Raw genomic sequence first — 20,829 nt, 5'->3', positions numbered from 1 at the left:
CTGCCGTGGGAACGCTTTTTCGACCGGAGCGGAATCCTATCACATTATTCGCGATTTGTCTCTAGTTCATGATGCGGGGGACGGTGGGGAGCTTTCCGTGCGGCGGAGTGATGGGCGGAATCAATAGCGATAGCGCAGTTCCATTTTGAACAGCTGGTTCGTCCGCTGCGCCCCGTCAACCAGATTCAGGTTGCTGATCTTCTCGACACCGTACTCCACCTGGGCGTCCACGTCGCCATAGACCGGCAGAGTCCAGAAGGCGCGCCCGGCGTGCTTGCGCTCGATGGCTTGGCCCTGTACGCGTCCGATCATGCCGCGGTTGGTGTAGATGTATTCGAGGGCGAGATTGTTGCGCGTGCTGAACCAGTGACTGTAGCGGGAGAAGAAATCCTGGGTGGCGCCCCCCTGTGAGTCGCCCAGCGGCAGTCCTTTGTAGAGAAAACCTTCCGGGAAGGTGCCGCTCGTGTAGAGTATCTGGTTGCCCTGGAAAAATTCGAAGCGGAAATCGTCCCTCCCTTCGGCTGTCAGGCGCGGGATAAAGAAGCCGGCAATGTAGCTCTCCACGATGGGCCAGAAGGAGGCGGCGTCGCAGCCGGAGAATTCACCATACAGTTCGGTGTTGCGCAGCCAGGGGATGCGGTAGCGCGCCTCGAACCCCGCGTTGGCCTTGGAATTGTCCGCGTTCGTGCCACCGACAAGGCCATTCACCCAGTCACGGATGCTGTTATTGACCCCCGGGCCGCCCTGCATGCGGCCCAGATTTAAGCCGATTTCGAGGTTATCGGTCGGTTTGGAACTGAGCTTTATGGCATAGAACCAGGGCTGGCGCTCCTGTCCATTGGTAACGGTCTTGTCCAATCGAGAAAGGATCAAGGCATATTTCAGGTCACCGAGCCACGAAAGCCAGCCGACTCGAAACGGTTCCGGACTGGAGAGCTTGGCAATGGTGAGGTTTTCCGCATTGTTGGTCAGGGTGATGTTACCGCGATAGCCCAATCCCAGCCAGTTCTCATCCTTGCCGAGTTCCAACTCCAAAGCGCCCCCGCCGACCTTGAGATAGCCCCGGTTGAGCCGTATGGCGGTGCCCGCTTCCGAGGTAAGCACCATCGGTTCCAGCAGCCCGGTCATCTTGTCGCTCACATACCCCTCGGCCGCCCAGCGCAGTTCAGCGTTGCTTCCCTGATGGTAGACCGCACCGTCATTGTTCTCGGATAGCGGCGTCCCTTCGCTCCCAACCTGCTGCATGTTCAACCCAGGTGTCGCCGGGCGCAGGCCCGATCCGATCCCGAACACGCCGTCATCGCCCGGATCGTGTACCGGTCGGACATAGTTGCGTGGCGCCCCGTTCAGGTACACGTAGCGCATCCGGAGTGATGCGATCGGATTGAAGTCCAAAAATTGCGGTTTGCGTTCGGGGGCCTTTTGCAGGGAAACCTCGCGCGGGAGCAGTTCGCGGGTGCGGTCGATCAGTTCGCGGGCAAAGACCGGCACCCCGGCCCCGCCGGATTCCAGGTTTGTCTCCGCCTCCAGCACCTGTCGGGCAGCCTCGGCCTTGCTGAAGGGTTTCAGCCCCTTCACGTCGCTGGTGATCAGGCCGAACCCGGCCAATTTTTCCAGGTAGAGGTAGATCGGGCTATCCAGGGGGATGTTGGCGGAGGAGAGTGAAGCGGCCGATGCCTGGGTATAGCAGAATATAAACATGTATAAGAACAGGGCCGAACAGCGCTTGAGCATCAGGACCTCATGGAAATGTTGAATATTGTACCGCCGCAATTTTTCACCTTTCCACTTCCCTTCCGGCACATCCGGACGTAGCCGTTGAGCGGGAAGGTGTCTCACGGTTAAAGGAGGAGCAGGCGCAAGCTTATGAATGTAGCTGTCAACCTTACATTACGCCTGCATATAACGCAACCGAGTCGGCACCAGCAGGTTATAACCCAATAGCCTGCCGCATCACCAAAATTAGCAAGCTTATAAAGGTTGCCACTAGAATTTTGCGGTTATGTCGAGCCTGCCGCATGAGAATCAGCATATAGGCGACAAACATGATCACCGACTTGGCGGCAACACTCATCAAATGATATCTGGCGGTAAAATCAGAAGGCAACAATGGTACGGCTACCACAACAAATAAAACGAGGTATTCAAAGGGGCTTGTTATCAATTCTCCTGCCAGGTTGCGTAAAACAATATTTATTCCCACAGTGACAAGCAAAAGGGCAAATAGGCCATGAGAAATCCAGAGCAGGTCAAGCCCGGCAAGAGTGCTCTGGCGGCCGTAATTTTCGATAATAAATATACTTATCAGCCCACTGCAATAGATGACCGACTTCAGTAAAGAATTGCCCCAGCCACTGTCGGACATCCAAACTAGTGACATGCATAGTACGAGTAGGCCTGCCCCCCATGCGATATTTTGCGGATAGTCTGGTTTAACAAAAATGACCAGTGAAAGTATCAAAAGTAAGAGATATTTCACAACAACCAAAAGGGCATGGCTGTAACTCACGATGGTACGGCATGCTTCCGTATTCCGTAGTGATTTGTCTTTCTTTAGGCTTAAAAACAGGTGTGTCGACTCCAGTTTGGCTAAACCCCTCAGTGCAGCGTACAAAACGATACAAAAAACAACCAGAACAGAAAGCTGGATCGAATCTCGAACACCGTGCAGCAAGAGGGCGCAGGTTGCCAGCAGGTAGGATAACCCATAAATAAACAGCACTGAGAAACGATGACCAAGCCCAAGCTTCAGTAAACGGTGATGGATATGGGTCTTGTCTGGGCTGGAAATACTCTTTCCGTGCAGTTTACGGCCATACATGACAACCAAGGTATCCAGAATGGGGACGCCCAGGATCATGAGCGGGGCGACAGGAGAAACAGCGCCTCTTGACGCATTCAATAGCATAACGGGGAAAAACCCCATGCAATAGCCTAAAAAAAGGCTCCCTGCATCACCCATGAAAATGCTGGCAGGATAGGTATTGTAGCGCAGAAAGCCAATAATAGCTCCTAGCAGGGCAACCAGTAATAGCGAAAGGCTGTAGTTCCCCGTCTTCCAGGCCAGCATGCCAAACGCAAGGCAGGCGACGGCGGAAGTCCCCCCTGCCAGACCATCTAGGCCATCGATAAGGTTGATGGCGTTCATAACTCCAACAACGGCAAAAATCGTGAATGGGATAGCAAAAGGGCCCAACAGAATTTCGCCAATGCCAAGAGGGTTGCCAAGTGTCGATAAGCTTATACCACCTGAAACGATTGCCATGGTGGCGGCAAGTATCTCGCCGATCAGCTTGTTGCGCGGTCTTAAGCCGGTAATGTCATCGGCAAGACCGGTCAGAAAAATCACTACGGCGCCTACCAGAAACGCCTTAATTTGGCGGTCGATATCAGTAAAAAATAGAACAGAGAAAAGAAATGCACAGAATACTGCGATGCCGCCCAAGCGAGGGATTTCGTTACAATGAACTTTTCGTTCGTCCGGTGTGTCGATACCGCCGACATGAATCGCTAAATGAGAGAGGGAAGGGGTCAGAAGGACCGAGGTCATAAGGGCGGAAAAGAATATATAAAACAGGGTGATGTTGGCCATCAGTAATGTCCCTTCGATTCCCATACACTCTATAAGCTGGTTTAATACGTTATCGCGACTTACACCAGGGTGCCCGCTTCTGCACAACACTGCATCTACTGATGTATGACCTCATTGACCTTGGTTATTGGAAAGCCAATTTCGACCAGTTGAAAATAGAATTCAGACTTTTTCGTGGACAACGAGCTAACTGGTATTTAGGGAGAAACAATACAATTTTAATGTTGTCTATATCTCTCCGAAAGCATTCGTTCTGAAGGATCATCCATTCATTTCTATCAGCATTTCTCGGCTATTGTTGAATAGCTGAACTAATTTTCGGTGCAAGTGAGGTTCTCTCGTAGCTGAGGGCATGCAAAAAGGCATTTCGGGCCAGACGCTCCCGAAGTTGCTTGTCAGCGAGCACTACAGATATCGAGTCTGCAATTGACCGTAGGTCACCTGTTCTACAAGTCATTCCGGTTTCGCCATGTTTAACGAAGTCAGTGGGCCCTGGTATTTTGGAACAAATCGGAACGCAACCCGCGGCCGAAGCCTCAATGTAACAATATCCCAATCCCTCATGATGGGACGGAATACATAGCACATCAGCTATCAAATAGAATGGCGTTGGGTCAGATTGGTATCCTAGAAAATGAACATTTGAAGATAGACGTTTATCCAATCTAATCATGTCAGCTTCAGCTGGACCTACTAGTATTAGTCGATAATTATTTTTATCCTTAAATGCATCCCATGCTTCGAGTAGGTCGAAGTAACCTTTTCTTTTTACCGGTCGTCCTACGTAAACAACAACTCTCTCATCGTTCGATATTCCACGTGCGTGACGAGTTTCTTTGCGCATCTTGACGATCTGTTCATAGTCAGAAGTAATTAATCGAATACCGCATGCAGATCCCGGGGGGACAAAAACAACTCTTTTGTGATTTGACGCCAGAGGCGCTAAGCATGCCCTCATTGATTCACCAATCGTAAGCGTGAGATGGGCTATCCGCAAATTGATGAACTCAATAAATTTGAAAACCACGCGCAATGGAAAGTCGTATCCGAGAAATGGTACCCCATGATTAAAATACACCAACTTTGCGTTTGTGGCAAAGCGAGAAACGATCAGTGGAATGAACGAGTCCAAAGATGTATGCGAAATAATCACATCCGGCTCGATTAGTCTTAGTTCCCGAACTAGGCTGATTACTAACCGAAAATAAACGAAGGCGTTTAACTGGAACTTAAGGTTCAGTTTAATGAACCGAATCTGGTGATACTCTAACCGAATAGATTCGAAAGCCTGCGCGGATGTCTGATATTCGTTACTGTGCGTGCAAATAGTCACTTGGTTGCCGTCTGCGGATTGAATCTCCGCAATCGGAAGCACGAACTTAATCGCAAAGTTGAGGTCAGGCGTTAGGTGAAGGATTTTCATTAGGGTGTATTCTCAATACTGACCGTATGATGGTTGAGACCAGAGTAAGCATTGCGGTGTAGTTCCTGGCCAAGTCTAGAGGAGAACCATCCCGAGCATGGCGTAGAGTTCCTTGGTCTTGCAACCCCTGGACTCGTCGTAAAGATAAAACTGCATATCCTAATGATGCGTGAGCAGTCGCTTAATGTACTTCAAAAACGAAAACCCCGAGGACAGCATCAGTTGAGCAGAACTGATGCTGTCCTGATTGTGCAAATATCTGAAATTCGCGAGTTCGGCGCGTTCGTGTGCCCAGTGATTCTTCGACAAACGTCTGGTGGTGGTAGTATCGCTATCTCTGTATAGTGCATGCACCAAATTACTAACAGCACAGCGATTATTTAAGTTTGCCGCAAATCGAAGCCAAAGCGAGTAATCCTCCGAAAGCTTGAGGCCTGGCAAGAAGCCACCACAATCCAGATAGCTTGCTCGCTTCAGAACTACCGTTGATGTAAGGAAGTAGCACTTCAGAAGAAGGATATCGAGACAGATTTGAGTGATGTGCTCTTCCTCCGTTTTGGAAGGAACATGTTCGCCGCGACTCATTTTGTGCGTCCGACCACCGAACAATGTTAGATCGAACTTATCAATAACGCCGAACGCGCTAGCGAGATGATCAGGCAGCCATAAGTCGTCGGCATCTAAAAGTGCAATGTACTCGGTCGTGCTGTTCCGAATCCCAAAGTCACGCGCACCGCCTGCACCCAAATTCTCATGTAGCTGATGTACATACCACCCTTTAATTTGGTGCTCGGCGATATAAGTGCGGGCAAGGCCAGCATCATCTGATGGTGACTGATCGTCGACTATATGTACAACAGCAGGCTGAAGCGTCTGTTTTAGGATTGAATCCAAAGCATCAATCAAAGCTAATCCTGCATTGTATGCAGGAACAATCACCGAAACATCATCTCTGAATCTTGGCATATTATACATGACAATACGATGTGGTACTATTTTTTGTGCAACTGATAAGCAAATGCCGCATTAAACAATGAATAGGAAAACAGACCGATCGGTGTAATCCAAACATAAAAATGAGAAAGGGAAATTGAAAGAATACCGGAAATTAGGCCGGACCAGAGTGTCATTTTGGCAATACCCATGCTTCCTCCCTCCTTAAGATACGTGGCCCAGATATTATTATAATAGATGGTAAGGGGAACCCAGGCAATTGAAAATGCGGAGAGATATATTTTTGTGTTAGCATCAAGCTGTGCATTGAAGAGCCAGAGACCGATGATAAAAGCGATGATACCGAGCGCAGGGAAGATAAGTGCAAGATTTTTATGCAATACGGTCTCGCTTGAAGTGCTGGATGGAAATGTTCGAGTGTTTTCCACGAGCTTGTTAGGTAGTACCGACATGCTTAAAAGAGATAGTGTAATTATAAGCTGTTTGTAGCTTGAGCTATTAAGTATATGAAACGATACAATGCGGTCGATGTTGAATCCAGTTATATATCCAATGTTTGCCAGTATATATGCAGGGTTAAAATACAGCTTCGGTTTAAACTGGATCATCAGGCTATCTCGAAATATAAGCAAAAATTTGTTGCGGAGCAAATAGGCCAATGCAAAAAACTCTAGCATCAGCATAATCGTATAGGTGTGTAAGAATGGTAGGCGGTTTACTAAGAGATAAGCAAAAAGTACCTTCATCAACGCTAGCACAGAACTTGCCCTGTCAATGGTGTTCCTATGCTGACTCTTCATCCCAACAACTCTCAGAGAGTCCGCAATCGTTTTAAAGAACGCCGCCATACCGGAGACTGCCAGCAAAGCTATGAGTTCACCGAGCGACTCATGCGGCCCTGCGGAGTTGAAAATCATAAAAGCAAGGCAAATAGGCAGCAACGGGCTTAATACGAGTAAGTTCCCGATAATTTTTTTTATAGTTTCAACTACTTCTTTATTGCTACTTTCCAATTTCAACTTATAGGGTAGTCCACCGTCAGCCAGAGACGAGTACGCCAAGAGAGCAAGAACAAGGAAGTAAGCCTTGTCAGCCTCCAAATGTGATAGCCGTGCAATTACAAGTATTATAAGGAAGCCGGATAAAGGACCCGTAAGCACATATGAATTGTTTTTTAATAAATTGATCATTGCCGAGCGCCTGCCCCCACCTTTCACGGCAGTATTAATTATGATTTATGCTTGCGCATGCAGTGGTCGTGTTTTTCCAGACCGCGACGGCGACCGGATTCATTACAATATTATCATTTCCAAAGATAAATTTAGACAGTACAAAATAGATAAAACTTTCTCCAATCTCTCTGAAAGCAGACAAAAGTTGTGTACGAATTTTTTTTGAATGTCGGCTAATCGAGGGAAATGCTTTGTAGGCCACTAATGCGAGTGGTTTATTTAACGCAAGAATTCGGCATTTTTCTCGAGTTAGAAAAGTCGTATGCGTGGGATCGCTGTGAAAAGAATAGCTGGAGAACGGTGATTCACCGTTCGGGAATGCGGCAATTAAGTAGCCACCAGGCCTGATAAGCTTGCTAAACTGATCAAATAGATTTTCCAATGCCCCGAATTCTATATGTTCCATTACGTGCATGGCTGTTATGACATCGAGTTTTCCCTCAAGACTAACAGCAATTTCTGAAACAGAATTATAGGCCTTGATTCCTGATTGCCTTGCTAGTTCAATCAAAACCGTGTTCGCCTCGATGCCGTAAATCTCCTCAACCTGCAATTTTTTTAAGGTCTGAAGCATTTCTCCATTGCCGAATCCGAAGTCAAGTGCGGCTGGTATCGAACCGGGGATGTACACCTTGAGCAAACTCGCATACGCCTCGAGTAGTGATGAATTGCTGGATGACGCAAACTCATCCTTATTCCAACCTTTAATCAAATGATAGTCTTCAAAGGTATCGGTCATAATTTTACTTCCTAATCGGAAACGCTAATCTTCCGCTAATCGTAATTTAGCTTATGGTCGCTTGATTGTTTTGACCGTTGCCACTACAAACTAACGTAGCAAGCTTTTAAGGTAAGGGCAACGGCTGAATTGATATTGAAATTAGTCAAGGTATCTACTAAGCCTGTTTCTGAAAGCAGAAGGCATGTTTATTGTAATGTTGATCCAACTAAAGCATTCCATGTTGGTGTTTTTACAATCTTTGCCAGCATACCATGCTGGCATGTGGAGTAACGAGCACTGCCGCACTTGTGACAGGTAAAGCCATGAGCCAGCGGTCTGACCGATTCGCATTGTTTCTGGAACTGTATCGCTAAGGCAATTGATCAGGCTCGAGCCCAGTCGAAACTGTATCTGATTCATTTTTATGACAACACCTCCAAAAAGTAGCCATGGAATCTAACACATACACGAAACCGAATGTGTCTTTTTGCCAATCGGCAGAAGATTGGTGCTAATCAAGTTTAACTTTAATGATTAAACTGCGGCTATAGACCAGCATATAAATGTTTACTATCTGCCCAACCTTGTCCCGCAAAGTCAGATGGTAGCGCAGTCCAATGGTTTAAGACGGGTGAAATATAGTGAAGGTCAGGTGATATGAACCACGGCCTCGGATAGAGGACTTCGCCGGACTTTCCAAGTAGCGCACACATTGCACTGAAAGAGCTATTTGACAAAGAAATGGCTTCGGCGGAGAGCATAGCCGTTATGGCATCGCTTTGCGATTCGTTTCTACGCAGTACCTTAGACAGAAGACTTACACGGTTCCTATTTGTTGTTTTCAACGCGTTTAGTACTAAACTAGAAAATTGCTCATTGTCGGAAACTATAATCAAATCATTGCGCGGATACCTGTCTAGCAACAGGTTCGCAGCACGGACTTGATATTCGATGGACAACAGCCCCATATGCGCAAAGTTGTATGCGTTAGACAAGTAATCACCAGCCCTAACGTGCAGTACACAATAGTTGCCAGGGATCTCACTCTGCATCAAGTTGGGATGTATAAGCTCTTTCGCCTTGGCAAGAACTAACGTATTCAAAACTTCGCCCATCTGGTAATGCCCGTAATGCAGACACCTGGAAGGTCGCGGTTTGTCAGTCAGATGGTCGTCTTCGAGCACCCCGACTAACTTTCCAAGTCGTTTGACAACAAACTCAAGTGGCCTTAGGTGCTTCCAAGCGCATACGGGAATGTCTATCGATGAAAACAAATTAAGCAACTCTAGTGTTCCAGACGCTTGATTTCGCTTCTTAGTTTTTAAAAAGGCCGTGTTCAACTTGACGGACAGGCCCTCACTTTGCAACTTTTTAGCGTATGCCCACTGGAAAAACTGATTTCCAATTCCGCCTCTGAGAAATACGTGATGATCAAACAAATATTCTTTCATTTCTCTGATCTCTAGATTCATAAAAATCTCAAGACTTTCTTGATACCCTTGCTCAAAACTCCTAGCGACTTGAACGCGAGCGGATCGAACTCATCCAATCCTTGCGCTTTGACAGCTTTGAGTCCTTCGGAAAACTCAATCCCGGCGAAAAAGTTATCCAGATTCGAAGCAACCAAGTCATCCCAGCCTGCGGTAAGTCCTTGCTTCAAACTGTCTGTAACAACGCTAAAAGAATCCAGTCCTGTTTCGCTTTTCGGAAGAAATTTGATAGTATCTGCATCGGAATCGAACCATATGAAATGTTTATGCACGTCAAAATCATAGAGATATTCATATGTCGGCAAGGGGAACTCCAGGTATCCTCCCCCCCCCACTCGGCAAATTTCATCCAGAAAACGAGCCGGATCTTCCACATGTTCAATCACATGGGATGCAATCACGTAATCAAATTCGCCATCTCGAAAGGGCAGGCGATTCCCCTTGTATCGAGTCACCTTTCTTCCCCCGTAATCAGGCTCCTCATGAACATCACCACGCTGACGGATGATGTCGCCAGCATGGAAGTCATATTCAAGAAACTCGTTTGCACGTGGAAATGGCATTGACCCCGGCCCTATCTCCAAGACTCTATCCCGCGGTCTGATTTTCTTGATACGTTTTGGGAAAAACATGAGAACTCCGTTATTAAAAGATGAGATTGGACGTATTTCTTGCACACTACAACAGGCCAAGGGCGACCTGAATTGATACAAAAATTAGCTGAGTGACCTTTCCCAAAAGTTGGCGGCACTAGATGTTGGGCTGTGCATTGGAGACAGAGCATAGCCGAGGGGATAACAGGTGTGGTCCTGGAGGCAAGTCATAGCTTCCATGAACTGACGCACGAATTCATCGGGAGAGTCGGCTCTTAGCAAGTGTTGCGGAGCGGACTGAGTCTCAATATTCTCACACGCAACACTCGTTCCGATGCATATCACATTCATATATAGCGCTGTGAGTACTGAGGTTTTCGTGCCTACACCGATATCTAGCGGAAAAATTTGAATGTCGATAGCCAAGAGAAATTCTTCATAGTTATCGATCCAGCCAACGAACGTCATCTTGAACTGATTCGGGATCTTCTCTCTCGCCAGGTATTTTTTGATTAGTTCAGCATTTCCTTTGTGAAAGACGATTTCAAATTCAGTACCTGGAAATCTGGGGGCTATGGCAAACAGAGCCTTTAACCATTTGAGAACGGTATCGCTGCCGTAGAACACGTCCAGTGAATTTGCAACCAGTATGCGAACTGTTCGCGCTGAACGAATTCGTACAGTCTCATGGTCACTCATTGCGATCGGATTTGTGGGATGGGGTACATAGAATGAATCGACGCCCAACATTTTCAAGGTGATCTGATCGCTACGGCCAACTACATGTACCTTTATGTGCCTTAAGAATATACTCTCAAACAGGAAAGCCATAACTAGCGCTAGAGAGTATCTGAAAATCTGCAAAGGACGGTCTGTTACGCAGGCCTTGACCTTCCTAATGTAGAGTAACGTCGCGCAGTCCATTCCAGAAATGACCTTTCTTGCCGGGACCCGATTGACATAAGGGGCTGTCCAAAATGGGTAACCCCAGACTAGGTCGTAGTCGTGGTTCAGAAGATCATCAATCCTGTAATGTAACCTTGCTCCGCTTGGCCACCACGACGACAGCAGTCGTTGGAATAAGCTCGGCTGCTCGCCACATAGTGGGTGAATCTTTACAGCGAGATCTTGCTCGATAGTAGCAATCCTCTCGCCGTCTGCCTTATCAAGTATTTCCTGCGGCAAATATAAGTCTATCGAAATATTCCTGCACCTATGCGCAATAATCTGATAGATCAAACTATTGGGGCCATGATTGTTTTCTTTGCCAGGTAAAAAATATGAGATGCATGCTAATTTCATAATAATTAAGCGCTAAAAAAGCGAACGCTGTAGATATCTTCAAACTGCAACGATATTTTAGTGAGTTTGCAAATTACTACAAAAGCGATCATTGAGTATAAAAAAAATCTAATTTTTCTGTTCTGCAAATAATAAATGTTTTCCGCCGTTATCCAAATGTAGAGTATCTCAAATACAGAAGTCAATCTGACAAATCCTGGATTGATAGTTGCCATTGCGAGTGAGACGATCGTTATAAGATGCAGAATCTTGTAATCAAAAAAACTTGTGCAAGGTACAGTTTGCTTTTTTTTAGATGCAAAGTACCCAACTAGGACAATAAACGAGAGCGTGACAATCTTGCCGCCGATGACAGTCCCTGGGGCAAGATCGGTCAACCCGCTGGCCTCATCGCGATACAGATCCAACTTATCGCTCAAAAGTGTCGTCGTAAAATAAGTGGCTACAGCGCTCATTAATGCAAGACCAGTGAGTGCAGATCTGCTTAAGTGTTTTTTCCCGAACTGCTTCGCTACCAACAACGGAATCGAAGAAATGTGAATACTTGGCGCTATCAGTATGGAGATAAGCCGAAGTTTTCTAGATGCTGCCGCGAATGCAATCATCACTAACGAGATTGCAACGGTTTGCCGAACTGGCATGAGTCCAATAAATGTTAGAGTAATCAACCAAGTTACTATTATTGCCCCGCCAGGAACTCTGGTTAGGACAAGGAAAGTACCCAGAGATGTGATACCGGACTCGATGTAGATCAAGTCTCTACGATCGCCTCCAAGCTTTGCCACCAGATAGTTAAGAGCAACGTAGCCGGGCTCCAACAACGGGTTTTTGGCGAACGCCATGGGCAAAGAGTCAGATGATGCAGCGAGATTGAAAACAATCTCATAGTTCTCCCAGTCACTGCCACCTACGCGAAATGAGGCCAACGCAAACACTGTCAATGAAAAGGCCAACCAAATTACGTTCCAGGCATAGCGTTGACTCACCGCCGCGCGATGATTTTTTGAAATCAGTTCAAACGACGTAAGGGCTATTAGAACCAGCGAGACTATATAAATGGTCTTCATTTTGAATTTTAAATTCTACAAAAGTCTATAGGGGTATTTTTAAAAGAAGTAAATTAGCATTCGATAGCTAGCAAGTTTATGAAACACATTGTATTTACAACCACATTAATTCTCATATTCGCGACTATGTCGATTATAGCTGATTGGTATTTCAGGAGAAACAATATGCGCAATTTAAGTCGCAATCGGGTAGTACCCCCGATACCACTCCACAAACCGACCAATCCCCTCCTCAATCGAAGTGGCCGGTTTGAACCCCACATCCTTCATCAGATCATCCACATCGGCATAGGTCGCGGGTACGTCCCCGGCCTGGAGCGGCATCAGGTTCTTTTCCGCCTTTTTGCCGAGGCAATCTTCCAGCACCTCGATAAAGCGCATGAGCTCCACCGGGCTGTTGTTGCCGATGTTGTAAAGCCGGTACGGCGCATAACTGGTGCCGGGGTCAGGCTGGTCGCTATCCCATGATAGGCTTGGAACCGGCGTGGTGTCTGTGGCTCGCATCACGCCTTCCACGATATCGTCGATGTAGGTGAAGTCCCGCTGCATCTTGCCCTGGTTGAAGACATCGATCGGTTTGCCCTCCAGGATCGCCTTGGTGAAGAGGAACAACGCCATATCCGGCCGCCCCCAGGGGCCATAGACGGTAAAGAAGCGCAGGCCGGTGGTGGGGAGGTGGTACAGGCTGGAATAGGTGTGGGCCATCAGCTCATTGGCTTTTTTGGTGGCGGCGTACAGGGAGACCGGGTGGTCCACGTTGTGGTGTACGGAGAAGGGCATCAGGGTGTTGGCGCCGTAGACCGAGCTGGACGAGGCGTAGACGAGGTGTTTGACGTCGTTGTGGCGGCAGCCTTCCAGGATGTTCATGAAGCCGACGATGTTGCTGTCGATATAGGCGTGGGGATTTTGGAGGGAGTACCGTACTCCGGCCTGGGCGGCCAGGTTTACAACCTTGTCGAACCGTTCGTTGGAAAAGAGGCGGGCAATAGCCTCCCGGTCTTCAAGGGAGGCTTTGACGAACCGGAAGCCGGGCTGGGTCTCCAGCTGCTTGAGACGGGCATACTTGAGCCGGACATCGTAATAATCGTTGAGGTTGTCGAGGCCAACGACCTCGTCACCCCTCGCCAGCAGGCGCTTGCTAAGATGAGAGCCGATAAACCCGGCAGCGCCGGTTACGAGAATCTTGGACATGGTTTACCTCTCGCTGCCCAAAGGACAATCTACAGCCAAAGTACGACCGGCCGGCGGCAGCTTAACCGTTGGCCCGCATTTCCCGCTCCGCCTGTTTCAAATCGCCATCCACCATCATGTTCACGAGCTGATCGAAGCTCGTTTTCAGTTCCCAACCCAACTGGCGTTTCGCTTTGGAAGGGTCGCCCAGCAGCAGGTCAACCTCGGCCGGTCGGAAGTATTTGGGATCGATCCGGATGACAACCCGGCCGGTGGTGCGGTCGATACCCTGCTCTTCCTCGCCGCTTCCCTGCCACTCCAACGGCATGCCGAGGCGCTCGAAGACCTTTTCGGCGAAGGTGCGCACCGACCAGGTTTCGCCGGTGGCGATGACGTAGTCGTCGGCCTTGTCCTGCTGCATCATCAGCCACATGGCCTCGACATAGTCGCCGGCAAACCCCCAGTCGCGTTTGGCGTCCAGGTTGCCCAGGTAGAGACAACTGAGCATGCCGAGTTTGATGCGTGCTGCGGCGCGGGTGATCTTGCGGGTGACAAAGGTCTCGCCCCGGCGCGGTGATTCGTGGTTGAAGAGGATGCCGTTGCAGGCGTACATGTTGTAGCTTTCGCGGTAATTCACCGTGATGTAGAAGGCATAGGCCTTGGCGCAGGCATAGGGGGAGCGCGGGTAGAATGGCGTGGTTTCCCTCTGGGGGGTTTCCACCACCTTGCCGTAGAGTTCCGAGGACGATGCCTGGTAAAATTTCGTGTTCAGGCCGGTTTCGCGGATGCCTTCCAGGATGCGCACCGCACCCAGGGCATCCACCTCGCCGGTGTATTCCGGGACATCGAACGACACCCTAACGTGGCTCTGGGCGCCCAAGTTGTAGATCTCGTCCGGTTGAATGGTACGCAGCAGGGTATTGATGGAGCTGGCATCGTTCAGGTCGCCGTAGTGCAGGAACAGGCGAACATCCTTTTCGTGGGGGTCGCGGTAGATATGATCGATGCGGCCGGTATTGAAGGACGAGGAACGACGGATCATGCCGTGGACCTCGTAGCCTTTTTGCAGCAGCAACTCTGCCAAGTATGAACCATCCTGGCCGGTGATGCCGGTAATGAGTGCCCGTTTCATTCGTTCTCCCACTGTCCGCACGTGCATATTGTGGAGGTGTATACGCTTAATCTAAGCTATTAGATATAGCACACCGACAGTAATGATTGCAAAAATAAAATGAGAAAATACCGTGGATTTATTGGGTTGTGTGCGGATGCCCCGGAGTGGGCGCCTGAACTCTCTACAAATAGGGTGAAAAAAGCCGCGCGTAATTGTCCCTGAGCCTGATGGGCAGAGAACGGCCGTCGATCTCCTCCTGGGTGATCTCGTGGGAGGCGGCGAAGGCTTGTTCGAAGTGCCGTTTAAGGCTGGCGGCAAAGGACTCGTCGAAGACGCTCAGGTTGAGTTCGAAATTGAGGCGCAGGCTGCGGGAGTCGAGATTGGCGGAGCCGACCAGCGACCAGACGTCATCCACCAGAAACAGTTTGGTATGGACAAAGGGTGGGGGCTGGTAGAATACCCTGATGCCGTTGGCCAGAAGCTCCCATAAGAGCCCGCGGGTGGCCCAGTGGACAAACGGCAGGTTGTTGAGGCCGGGCAGGACGACACGCACAGCCACACCGCGCAGGGCGGTGGTGATCAGGGCGGCGATCATCGGCCGGTCGGGGATGAAGTAGGGGGTCATGATGCATACGGACTTCTTGGCGCAGGCGAGCACCCCCATGATGATGTGCTCGAGTTTGCGGAACTCATTATCCGGCCCGCCGCTGATGGCGCGGGCCAGGGAGCTGCCCTGGGGAGCGAGGGAGGGAAAGAAGGAGGGCGCGTCCAAACGCTCACCGGTAACGAAATACCAGTCTTCCAGAAAGGTCCTTTGCAGATCTGCCACCACCGGGCCTTGAACGGAAAAGTGCATGTCCCGGATGGCGGTGTCCTTGTCGGTGGAGGCCGGTTGGTGGCGGCTGCGGATATTCATGCCGCCGGTGAAGGCCTCGCGCCCGTCGATGATCAGCAGTTTACGGTGGTTGCGCAGGTTGATGTAGGCGCCCCGGCTCAGGGGAAGATAGCGGACCAGGCGTACCCGGGTGCCTGCCAGGGCCGTGCGGGGGAGGTGGCGGCTGTACTTCTCCCCCAGGGCGTCGATGATGATCCGTACCGCAACGCCCCGTTTGGTCGCATCCTTGAGCTGATCGATGAATTCGGCGCCGATGCCGTCGGCGTCGAAGATATAACTGCTCAGATTGATGCTTTCCTCTGCCCGCCTGATGGCCGCCAGCATGGCCGGATAGGCTTCCTCGCCATCCACCAGCGGGATGATGCGGTTTCCCTCCCGCAGTCTGGTGCGCACCACCCTATCCCCCAATACGCGCAGGTCATCCAGGTGTACCGCGGCCAGAGGAAGTCGCACCGCCTCGCTGCCGGGGTCCTCAAGAGGGTGTATCTCGCTCCCGCTGAGTCTGCGGCCACTCTCCTGCCAGCGCCGGGCTTGGCGGGAGATGCGGTTGACCCCCAGGCACCAGTACAGAAACGGGCCAAGCAGCGGCAACGTCAGGCTGATGCTCATCCAGCCCAGGGCGGAACGGGAATCGCGTTTATGGAGCAGGGCGTGCCCCGCCGTGACCAGCGAAACCAGGCAGGCGCAGAGGGCGAACAGGATGATGAAGGCATGATCCATGGAGAGGTCTATGCCGGATCGATGAGGATGTCGTCTCCACTGATTTGGACGGGAAAGGTTTTCAGGGTGAGGTCGGGGTGATCCGCGCATCCGCCATCGGCAAGGTTGAAGCGGTAGCCGTGGCGCGGGCAGGCGATATACCCCTCTTTGACAACGGCGGCGTTCATGGGGCTCCCCTGGTGGGGGCATTCGTTCTCGCAGGCGAAGATGGTCCCTTTGACGTTGACCAGGAGAATTTCCCGGTCTGAGACGGAAACAACCTTCTTGCCGAAGTTGGGAACCTCGCCGACCTTTGCCACCGGTGTCATGGGAGCACCTCCTGTGAATGATGTGTTTGGTTAACCTACCTTAAATCCACTGAAAAAACAAGGAACGTCAGATGGTTTCAGCTCGTGCATAAACGGAAAACATTGTGCCGCTAAAATAGCATACACGGCATAAGGAGTGAAACCATTGAGGGGTAAGCATAAAAAATATTCATGGCCGCCAAAAATTGATTAATTAATAGGCAAAGTCGGGATGATGTGCATGACGCTAAAGGCCCCGTTTGCCGTTAATTGGTTGCAACTATTCGATATACTGTAAAAAAATAATATGGCACATTCCATGCTAAATACCCCGACAAGCGAGGTGAAGAGACAACAATAATTTTTCCCATGACATATCTACTCTACAGAACGTGCACGATGGAACCAACGTCGCTTTCATCCTATCACCGTTCAAAATCAACGATGAAAAGGAGAGGAAAGATGAATCTTGGTAAAGTATTGGCCGCAACAATGGCAGTAATGGCTCTTGCCTGTGGCACGGCAATGGCGACCCCTTCGACGCAAATTTGGATCCCTTCCCCCGATGTCAAGGATTACAAGGCATTTCACATCGACATCGATAACTACACCCGCTTTTCCGGCAAAACCGGTAATAGTCTTAACCCCAATCTATATGATATCGGCTTGAGCGCCGGTGTGCTCCCCCTTGAAAACCTCAAACTGGAAGTTGGCATCGATGTTGTGAAATCAGGGTTCAACTCCGATGTAACCTACCCGGCTGACAGAGCTCCGCTGTACTTCAATGCCAAGCTGGGGACGCCTGAGGATGCCTTCGGCATCAAGGGGCTGCCGGCCTTTGCGGTGGGCGCTTACAATCTTGGCACCTATGATAAACAACCGCTGGTCTCCACTCGCCAGAACCTTGTCTACGGTCTGGTGGGCAGGACCTTCCCTGTGATCGGCCGTCTCTCCGCCGGCGGTTACTACGGCTCCAAGCGCGCTCTGGCCACTCCGGGCAATCCGAGTAATACCAACAACAACACGGGTGTCATGGCTTCCTGGGACCGGAGCATGAGCGAGATCTCCGACAAGCTCTGGCTGGCCGCGGACTATATGAGCGGCAACAACGCCAACGGCGAGGTCAGCTTCGGCGCCCAGTGGAACTTCACCAAGCAGATTGCGGTCATCGCCGGTATTGTCGTGTTCAACCCATTCTACCAGACTTCTGCGGCTGACGGCGGCATGAACCCCGGTGGCCGGCCGGCCTTTACCACCCAGATCGATATCAGCCTTCCCTAGCTGTCCCTCCTTATAATCCGGGGGCGGCTGCCCGCGCCCCCGACTTTTTAGAGGAGTGAGCCCATACAAAAGTTGGTAACAACGATTTTCTCGCGACTATATTTTCTGCGCGGGTGGCGTAGTCCCTGAATACCCCTTGGGGATAAAATAATCCATTTGAAATCAGGGAAGGGTCAAAGGAGCTCCTTTCGAATCTAATTTAAAGGGAGAAAAACAATGGAAACAAAGCTTCGTTTGATTGATAAATTCAGCCGCCTTCGGGATCGGATGCATGACCCGGAATGGCGGCGTTACGGTTACCTCCTGGCGGTTGGCAAGGTGCTTGGCATCGCGCTGGTATTTGGCGTCATGGTACTGGCATCCAGCATTATCGGTAAAGATGTCATGGCTGCCGACCCGGTGGTTAAAGCTAACGATATTATCAACCCCATTAACACTCTCTGGACCCTGCTTGCAGCCTTCCTTGTCTTTGGAATGCAAGTTGGCTTTACCATGCTGGAAGCGGGCTTCTGCCGTGGCCGCGAGACGGTAAACGTCTTAATGGAGTGTGTTGTTGACACAGCACTTTGTGGACTGCTTTTTTACGCATGGGGCTTCGCCTTCATGTTCAGTTCGGGAACACCATGGATCGGTACGAAGTATTTCTTCCTGCAGGGCATACCGGCAACCTATGAAACCTCTGGTGTTGCGTTCCTTGCATTCTGGCTCTTCCAATTTGCCTTTGCAGACACCTGCTCTACGATCACTTCTGGTGCCATGATCGGCCGGACAGGCTTTGTTGGTGACTTGATTTATAGTTTTTTCGTCTCAGGATTCATCTACCCGATCATTGGACACTGGGCATGGGGCCCTGACGGCTTCCTGGCTACCATGGGAAGCAAAGGAAACTTTCTGCCCGAACTTGGCACAAGCTTTCACGATTTTGCTGGTTCTACTGTTGTCCACACGATCGGCGGTTTTGTTGCTCTTGCCGGCGCCATAGCCCTTGGTCCGCGCCTTGGCCGCAAGTTCAAGCGCGACGGTGGTGCGCCTATGCAACCACATGACCTTGTAATGGCGACTATCGGCGGGCTGGTTCTCTGGTTTGGCTGGTATGGTTTCAACCCCGGCAGCACCCTTTCAATTATGGATTTCGAAGGTTGCGGCCGAGTCGCCACCAATACGACTTTGGCCGCCTGCGCAGCAGCGTTGACGGCAATGTTGTATGGCTATCCGAAGACAAAGAAGTGGGACGTGAGCTACACCGTGAACGGCTTTCTGGCCGGTCTCGTGGCAATCACCTGCCCCTGCTACTGGGTCTCTCCAACCGGCTCGATAGCTATTGGTGCTGTGGCAGGCATCATTGTCGTAGCGGGTGTCGACCTCCTGGAATATTTGAGGATTGATGACCCGATCGGCGCCGTTCCGGTCCACGGTCTGAATGGAATCTGGGGAACTCTCTCGTTGGGTTTTTTTGCCTGTGGAAAGTACGGAGCGACCGGTGCCTTTGCAGCTGACAACAGCGCCCCCCTCACCGGTCTCTTTTATGGCGGCGGGATGACGGTGCTTGCAGCCCAAGCTGTTGGGAGCCTTATCATTACAGCAGCAACATTCGGCGTTAGTTTGGTTCTCATGTATGCAGTCAAGGCCATGGGAGTGCTTCGTGTCTCCAGAAAGGGCGAGTTGGAAGGCATCGACAACTACGAACACGGCATCGGGGCGTACCCTGAATACGCTCTCAAGCATTCGGCAATACCGACAGGCGATTATGACGAAAATTAAATGACGAGCCGATACAGGAATAGGAGCTGCTATGAAAAAAGTAGAAGCTATTATAAAACCCTTCAAGCTTGACGAGGTTAAAGATGCACTGAACGAAATCGGAATCGAGGGTATCACCGTCAGTGAAGTAAAGGGATTCGGCCGCCAGAAGGGGCATGCTGAGCTGTACCGCGGTGCTGAATATGCGGTGGATTTCGTGCCAAAAATAAAGATTGAAATCGCAGTAAGTGATGAGTTGCTCGGCAAAGTTGTCGAGACCATCCAAAATACGGCTAAAACAGGCAAGATAGGTGACGGTAAAATTTTTATTATACCCCTCGATGAGGCAATAAGAATCAGAACAGGCGAAAAGGGAAACGAAGCAATTTGAGAAGCCGGGAAATCTGTTCAAACGTACTTTTATGAGTTTCATAATCTGGTGTGTCCTTCCGTTGGGAGGGCACACCAGACTACTCATAGACAAAAGGGAGATAAGCAATGAAGCTAATTGAGGCAATAATAAAGCCCTTCAAGCTTGACGAAGTAAAGGATGGGCTCAATGAAATAGGCATTGAAGGGATCACGGTGTCGGAAGTTAAGGGCTATGGTCGCCAAAAAGGTCACACCGAACTCTATCGGGGTGCCGAATACGTGGTTGATTTTATTCCTAAAATAAAAATAGAGATAGTTACTGATGACGAACGAGTCGCTAAAGTTATCGAAACTATTGTAGAGAAGGCAAAGACAGGTAGAATTGGCGATGGCAAGATTTTCGTTATCCCGCTGGAAGAGGCTGTGAGAATCAGGACCGGCGAGAAAGGTAACGACGCCGTTTAGAATAAATTATGCAACAAGCACAGGGTATTTTGAAAACATTCGGTTCAAATGTTTACGAGTATGTACTGGCATGAGGTGCCGTCAATTATTCCAACCACACCGACGCCTGCTTTCAGTTGTCCCAGCCCTGGCCACACCGGTTACAAACACCGCCATTCCAGATGGTGCATGCCACGGAGAGTTGTCGAAGTAGCCTCTCCGGCCTGCTTATGAGACGGATTGACACGAAGGCCCTCTCTGATAGGAAATCTTCCCGGAGGCATTGCGTGGTAAAACATGTGGAAGCCGACTCCTACTGGGGCGGCATCATCAAATCAATGGGGCTGGTGTTCGGCGACATCGGTACCAGCCCCATTTATACCCTGACCGTCATCATCGCCTTGACCAAGCCGACCCAGGAGAATGTCTTCG

The 20,829-nt window shown here is 50.0% G+C and carries 19 protein-coding genes; 5 read left to right on the top strand and 14 right to left on the bottom strand.

Features of this window, described 5'->3' with window-relative positions:
* Positions 1-120: 120 nt before the first annotated feature.
* From ET418_RS10675 to ET418_RS10610, 14 genes are all read right to left on the bottom strand, one after another.
* Positions 121-1,734 (bottom strand): capsule assembly Wzi family protein, encoded by a 1,614-nt coding sequence (locus ET418_RS10675; protein ID WP_188055477.1) that lies wholly within the window; start codon positions 1,732-1,734, stop codon positions 121-123.
* Positions 1,735-1,930: 196 nt separating this feature from the next.
* A complete protein-coding gene (locus tag ET418_RS10670) occupies positions 1,931-3,592 on the bottom strand; it encodes an MraY family glycosyltransferase (protein WP_188055475.1) in 1,662 nt (553 codons plus the stop codon).
* A 292-nt stretch (positions 3,593-3,884) separates the two neighbouring features.
* Entirely contained in the window at positions 3,885-5,015 is a 1,131-nt protein-coding gene (locus tag ET418_RS10665) for a glycosyltransferase (protein ID WP_149307606.1), read from the bottom strand.
* A 159-nt stretch (positions 5,016-5,174) separates the two neighbouring features.
* A complete protein-coding gene (locus tag ET418_RS10660; RefSeq protein WP_188055473.1) occupies positions 5,175-5,954 on the bottom strand; it encodes a glycosyltransferase family 2 protein in 780 nt (259 codons plus the stop codon).
* Between the two features lie 53 nt (positions 5,955-6,007).
* A complete protein-coding gene (locus ET418_RS10655) occupies positions 6,008-7,159 on the bottom strand; it encodes a hypothetical protein (protein WP_149307604.1) in 1,152 nt (383 codons plus the stop codon).
* 34 nt (positions 7,160-7,193) lie between these two features.
* The gene (locus ET418_RS10650) at positions 7,194-7,940 is read right to left on the bottom strand and encodes a class I SAM-dependent methyltransferase (RefSeq protein WP_149307603.1); all 747 of its coding nucleotides are present in this window, start codon (positions 7,938-7,940) and stop codon (positions 7,194-7,196) included.
* A gap of 527 nt (positions 7,941-8,467) precedes the next feature.
* Positions 8,468-9,394 (bottom strand): O-fucosyltransferase family protein, encoded by a 927-nt coding sequence (locus tag ET418_RS10645; protein WP_149307602.1) that lies wholly within the window; start codon positions 9,392-9,394, stop codon positions 8,468-8,470.
* Positions 9,391-10,044, bottom strand: coding sequence for a class I SAM-dependent methyltransferase (locus ET418_RS10640; protein WP_149307601.1), 654 nt, complete (start codon positions 10,042-10,044; stop codon positions 9,391-9,393). Before ET418_RS10640 ends, ET418_RS10645 begins: the two co-directional genes overlap by 4 nt.
* Positions 10,045-10,128: 84 nt before the next feature.
* Positions 10,129-11,307: a glycosyltransferase gene (locus tag ET418_RS10635; protein ID WP_149307600.1), complete on the bottom strand. Its 1,179-nt coding sequence runs from the start codon at positions 11,305-11,307 to the stop codon at positions 10,129-10,131.
* A gap of 5 nt (positions 11,308-11,312) precedes the next feature.
* A complete protein-coding gene (locus ET418_RS10630; protein WP_149307599.1) occupies positions 11,313-12,374 on the bottom strand; it encodes an EpsG family protein in 1,062 nt (353 codons plus the stop codon).
* A 174-nt stretch (positions 12,375-12,548) separates the two neighbouring features.
* On the bottom strand, positions 12,549-13,565 hold the full coding sequence (locus ET418_RS10625) for an NAD-dependent epimerase (RefSeq protein ID WP_149307598.1): 1,017 nt from the start codon (positions 13,563-13,565) through the stop codon (positions 12,549-12,551).
* A 61-nt stretch (positions 13,566-13,626) separates the two neighbouring features.
* Complete coding sequence (gene gmd / locus ET418_RS10620) at positions 13,627-14,676, bottom strand: GDP-mannose 4,6-dehydratase (protein WP_149307597.1); 1,050 nt, start codon at positions 14,674-14,676, stop codon at positions 13,627-13,629.
* Between the two features lie 163 nt (positions 14,677-14,839).
* The gene (gene cls / locus ET418_RS10615; protein ID WP_149307596.1) at positions 14,840-16,273 is read right to left on the bottom strand and encodes a cardiolipin synthase; all 1,434 of its coding nucleotides are present in this window, start codon (positions 16,271-16,273) and stop codon (positions 14,840-14,842) included.
* 8 nt (positions 16,274-16,281) lie between these two features.
* Positions 16,282-16,581, bottom strand: coding sequence for a Rieske (2Fe-2S) protein (locus ET418_RS10610; protein WP_149307595.1), 300 nt, complete (start codon positions 16,579-16,581; stop codon positions 16,282-16,284).
* A gap of 441 nt (positions 16,582-17,022) precedes the next feature.
* Between ET418_RS10610 and ET418_RS10605 the strand changes: the two genes are divergently transcribed.
* The 5 genes from ET418_RS10605 to ET418_RS10585 form a co-directional block, all read left to right on the top strand.
* The gene (locus ET418_RS10605) at positions 17,023-17,841 is read left to right on the top strand and encodes a hypothetical protein (protein ID WP_149307594.1); all 819 of its coding nucleotides are present in this window, start codon (positions 17,023-17,025) and stop codon (positions 17,839-17,841) included.
* Positions 17,842-18,057: 216 nt separating this feature from the next.
* Positions 18,058-19,602 carry an ammonium transporter gene (locus tag ET418_RS10600; RefSeq protein ID WP_149307593.1) on the top strand — a complete coding sequence of 515 codons (1,545 nt, stop codon included), beginning with the start codon at positions 18,058-18,060 and terminating at the stop codon, positions 19,600-19,602.
* Positions 19,603-19,633: 31 nt separating this feature from the next.
* Entirely contained in the window at positions 19,634-19,972 is a 339-nt protein-coding gene (locus ET418_RS10595) for a P-II family nitrogen regulator (RefSeq protein ID WP_149307592.1), read from the top strand.
* A gap of 107 nt (positions 19,973-20,079) precedes the next feature.
* Positions 20,080-20,418 carry a P-II family nitrogen regulator gene (locus ET418_RS10590; RefSeq protein ID WP_149307591.1) on the top strand — a complete coding sequence of 113 codons (339 nt, stop codon included), beginning with the start codon at positions 20,080-20,082 and terminating at the stop codon, positions 20,416-20,418.
* 266 nt (positions 20,419-20,684) lie between these two features.
* Positions 20,685-20,829, top strand: a 145-nt coding sequence (locus ET418_RS10585; RefSeq protein WP_420819521.1) for a KUP/HAK/KT family potassium transporter, incomplete at its 3' end; no start/stop codon positions are given.

Origin of the sequence: Oryzomonas rubra, from assembly GCF_008369015.1 — a bacterium.
Classification (GTDB): domain Bacteria; phylum Desulfobacterota; class Desulfuromonadia; order Geobacterales; family Pseudopelobacteraceae; genus Oryzomonas; species Oryzomonas japonica.
The sequence above is the reverse complement of the archived record's forward strand: the minus strand, read 5'-3'. Positions and strand labels throughout refer to the sequence as shown.

Excerpts from the sequence above, each read along its gene's own strand:
- ET418_RS10675 (WP_188055477.1), bottom strand. The coding sequence starts at position 1,734 with ATGCTCAAGCGCTGTTCGGCCCTGTTCTTATACATGTTTATATTCTGC.
- ET418_RS10670 (WP_188055475.1), bottom strand. The coding sequence starts at position 3,592 with ATGGCCAACATCACCCTGTTTTATATATTCTTTTCCGCCCTTATGACC.
- ET418_RS10665 (WP_149307606.1), bottom strand. The coding sequence starts at position 5,015 with ATGAAAATCCTTCACCTAACGCCTGACCTCAACTTTGCGATTAAGTTC.
- ET418_RS10655 (WP_149307604.1), bottom strand. The coding sequence starts at position 7,159 with ATGATCAATTTATTAAAAAACAATTCATATGTGCTTACGGGTCCTTTA.
- ET418_RS10650 (WP_149307603.1), bottom strand. The coding sequence starts at position 7,940 with ATGACCGATACCTTTGAAGACTATCATTTGATTAAAGGTTGGAATAAG.
- ET418_RS10645 (WP_149307602.1), bottom strand. The coding sequence starts at position 9,394 with ATGAATCTAGAGATCAGAGAAATGAAAGAATATTTGTTTGATCATCAC.
- ET418_RS10640 (WP_149307601.1), bottom strand. The coding sequence starts at position 10,044 with ATGTTTTTCCCAAAACGTATCAAGAAAATCAGACCGCGGGATAGAGTC.
- ET418_RS10635 (WP_149307600.1), bottom strand. The coding sequence starts at position 11,307 with ATGAAATTAGCATGCATCTCATATTTTTTACCTGGCAAAGAAAACAAT.
- ET418_RS10630 (WP_149307599.1), bottom strand. The coding sequence starts at position 12,374 with ATGAAGACCATTTATATAGTCTCGCTGGTTCTAATAGCCCTTACGTCG.
- ET418_RS10625 (WP_149307598.1), bottom strand. The coding sequence starts at position 13,565 with ATGTCCAAGATTCTCGTAACCGGCGCTGCCGGGTTTATCGGCTCTCAT.
- gmd (WP_149307597.1), bottom strand. The coding sequence starts at position 14,676 with ATGAAACGGGCACTCATTACCGGCATCACCGGCCAGGATGGTTCATAC.
- cls (WP_149307596.1), bottom strand. The coding sequence starts at position 16,273 with ATGGATCATGCCTTCATCATCCTGTTCGCCCTCTGCGCCTGCCTGGTT.
- ET418_RS10610 (WP_149307595.1), bottom strand. The coding sequence starts at position 16,581 with ATGACACCGGTGGCAAAGGTCGGCGAGGTTCCCAACTTCGGCAAGAAG.
- ET418_RS10605 (WP_149307594.1), top strand. The coding sequence starts at position 17,023 with ATGAATCTTGGTAAAGTATTGGCCGCAACAATGGCAGTAATGGCTCTT.
- ET418_RS10600 (WP_149307593.1), top strand. The coding sequence starts at position 18,058 with ATGGAAACAAAGCTTCGTTTGATTGATAAATTCAGCCGCCTTCGGGAT.
- ET418_RS10595 (WP_149307592.1), top strand. The coding sequence starts at position 19,634 with ATGAAAAAAGTAGAAGCTATTATAAAACCCTTCAAGCTTGACGAGGTT.
- ET418_RS10590 (WP_149307591.1), top strand. The coding sequence starts at position 20,080 with ATGAAGCTAATTGAGGCAATAATAAAGCCCTTCAAGCTTGACGAAGTA.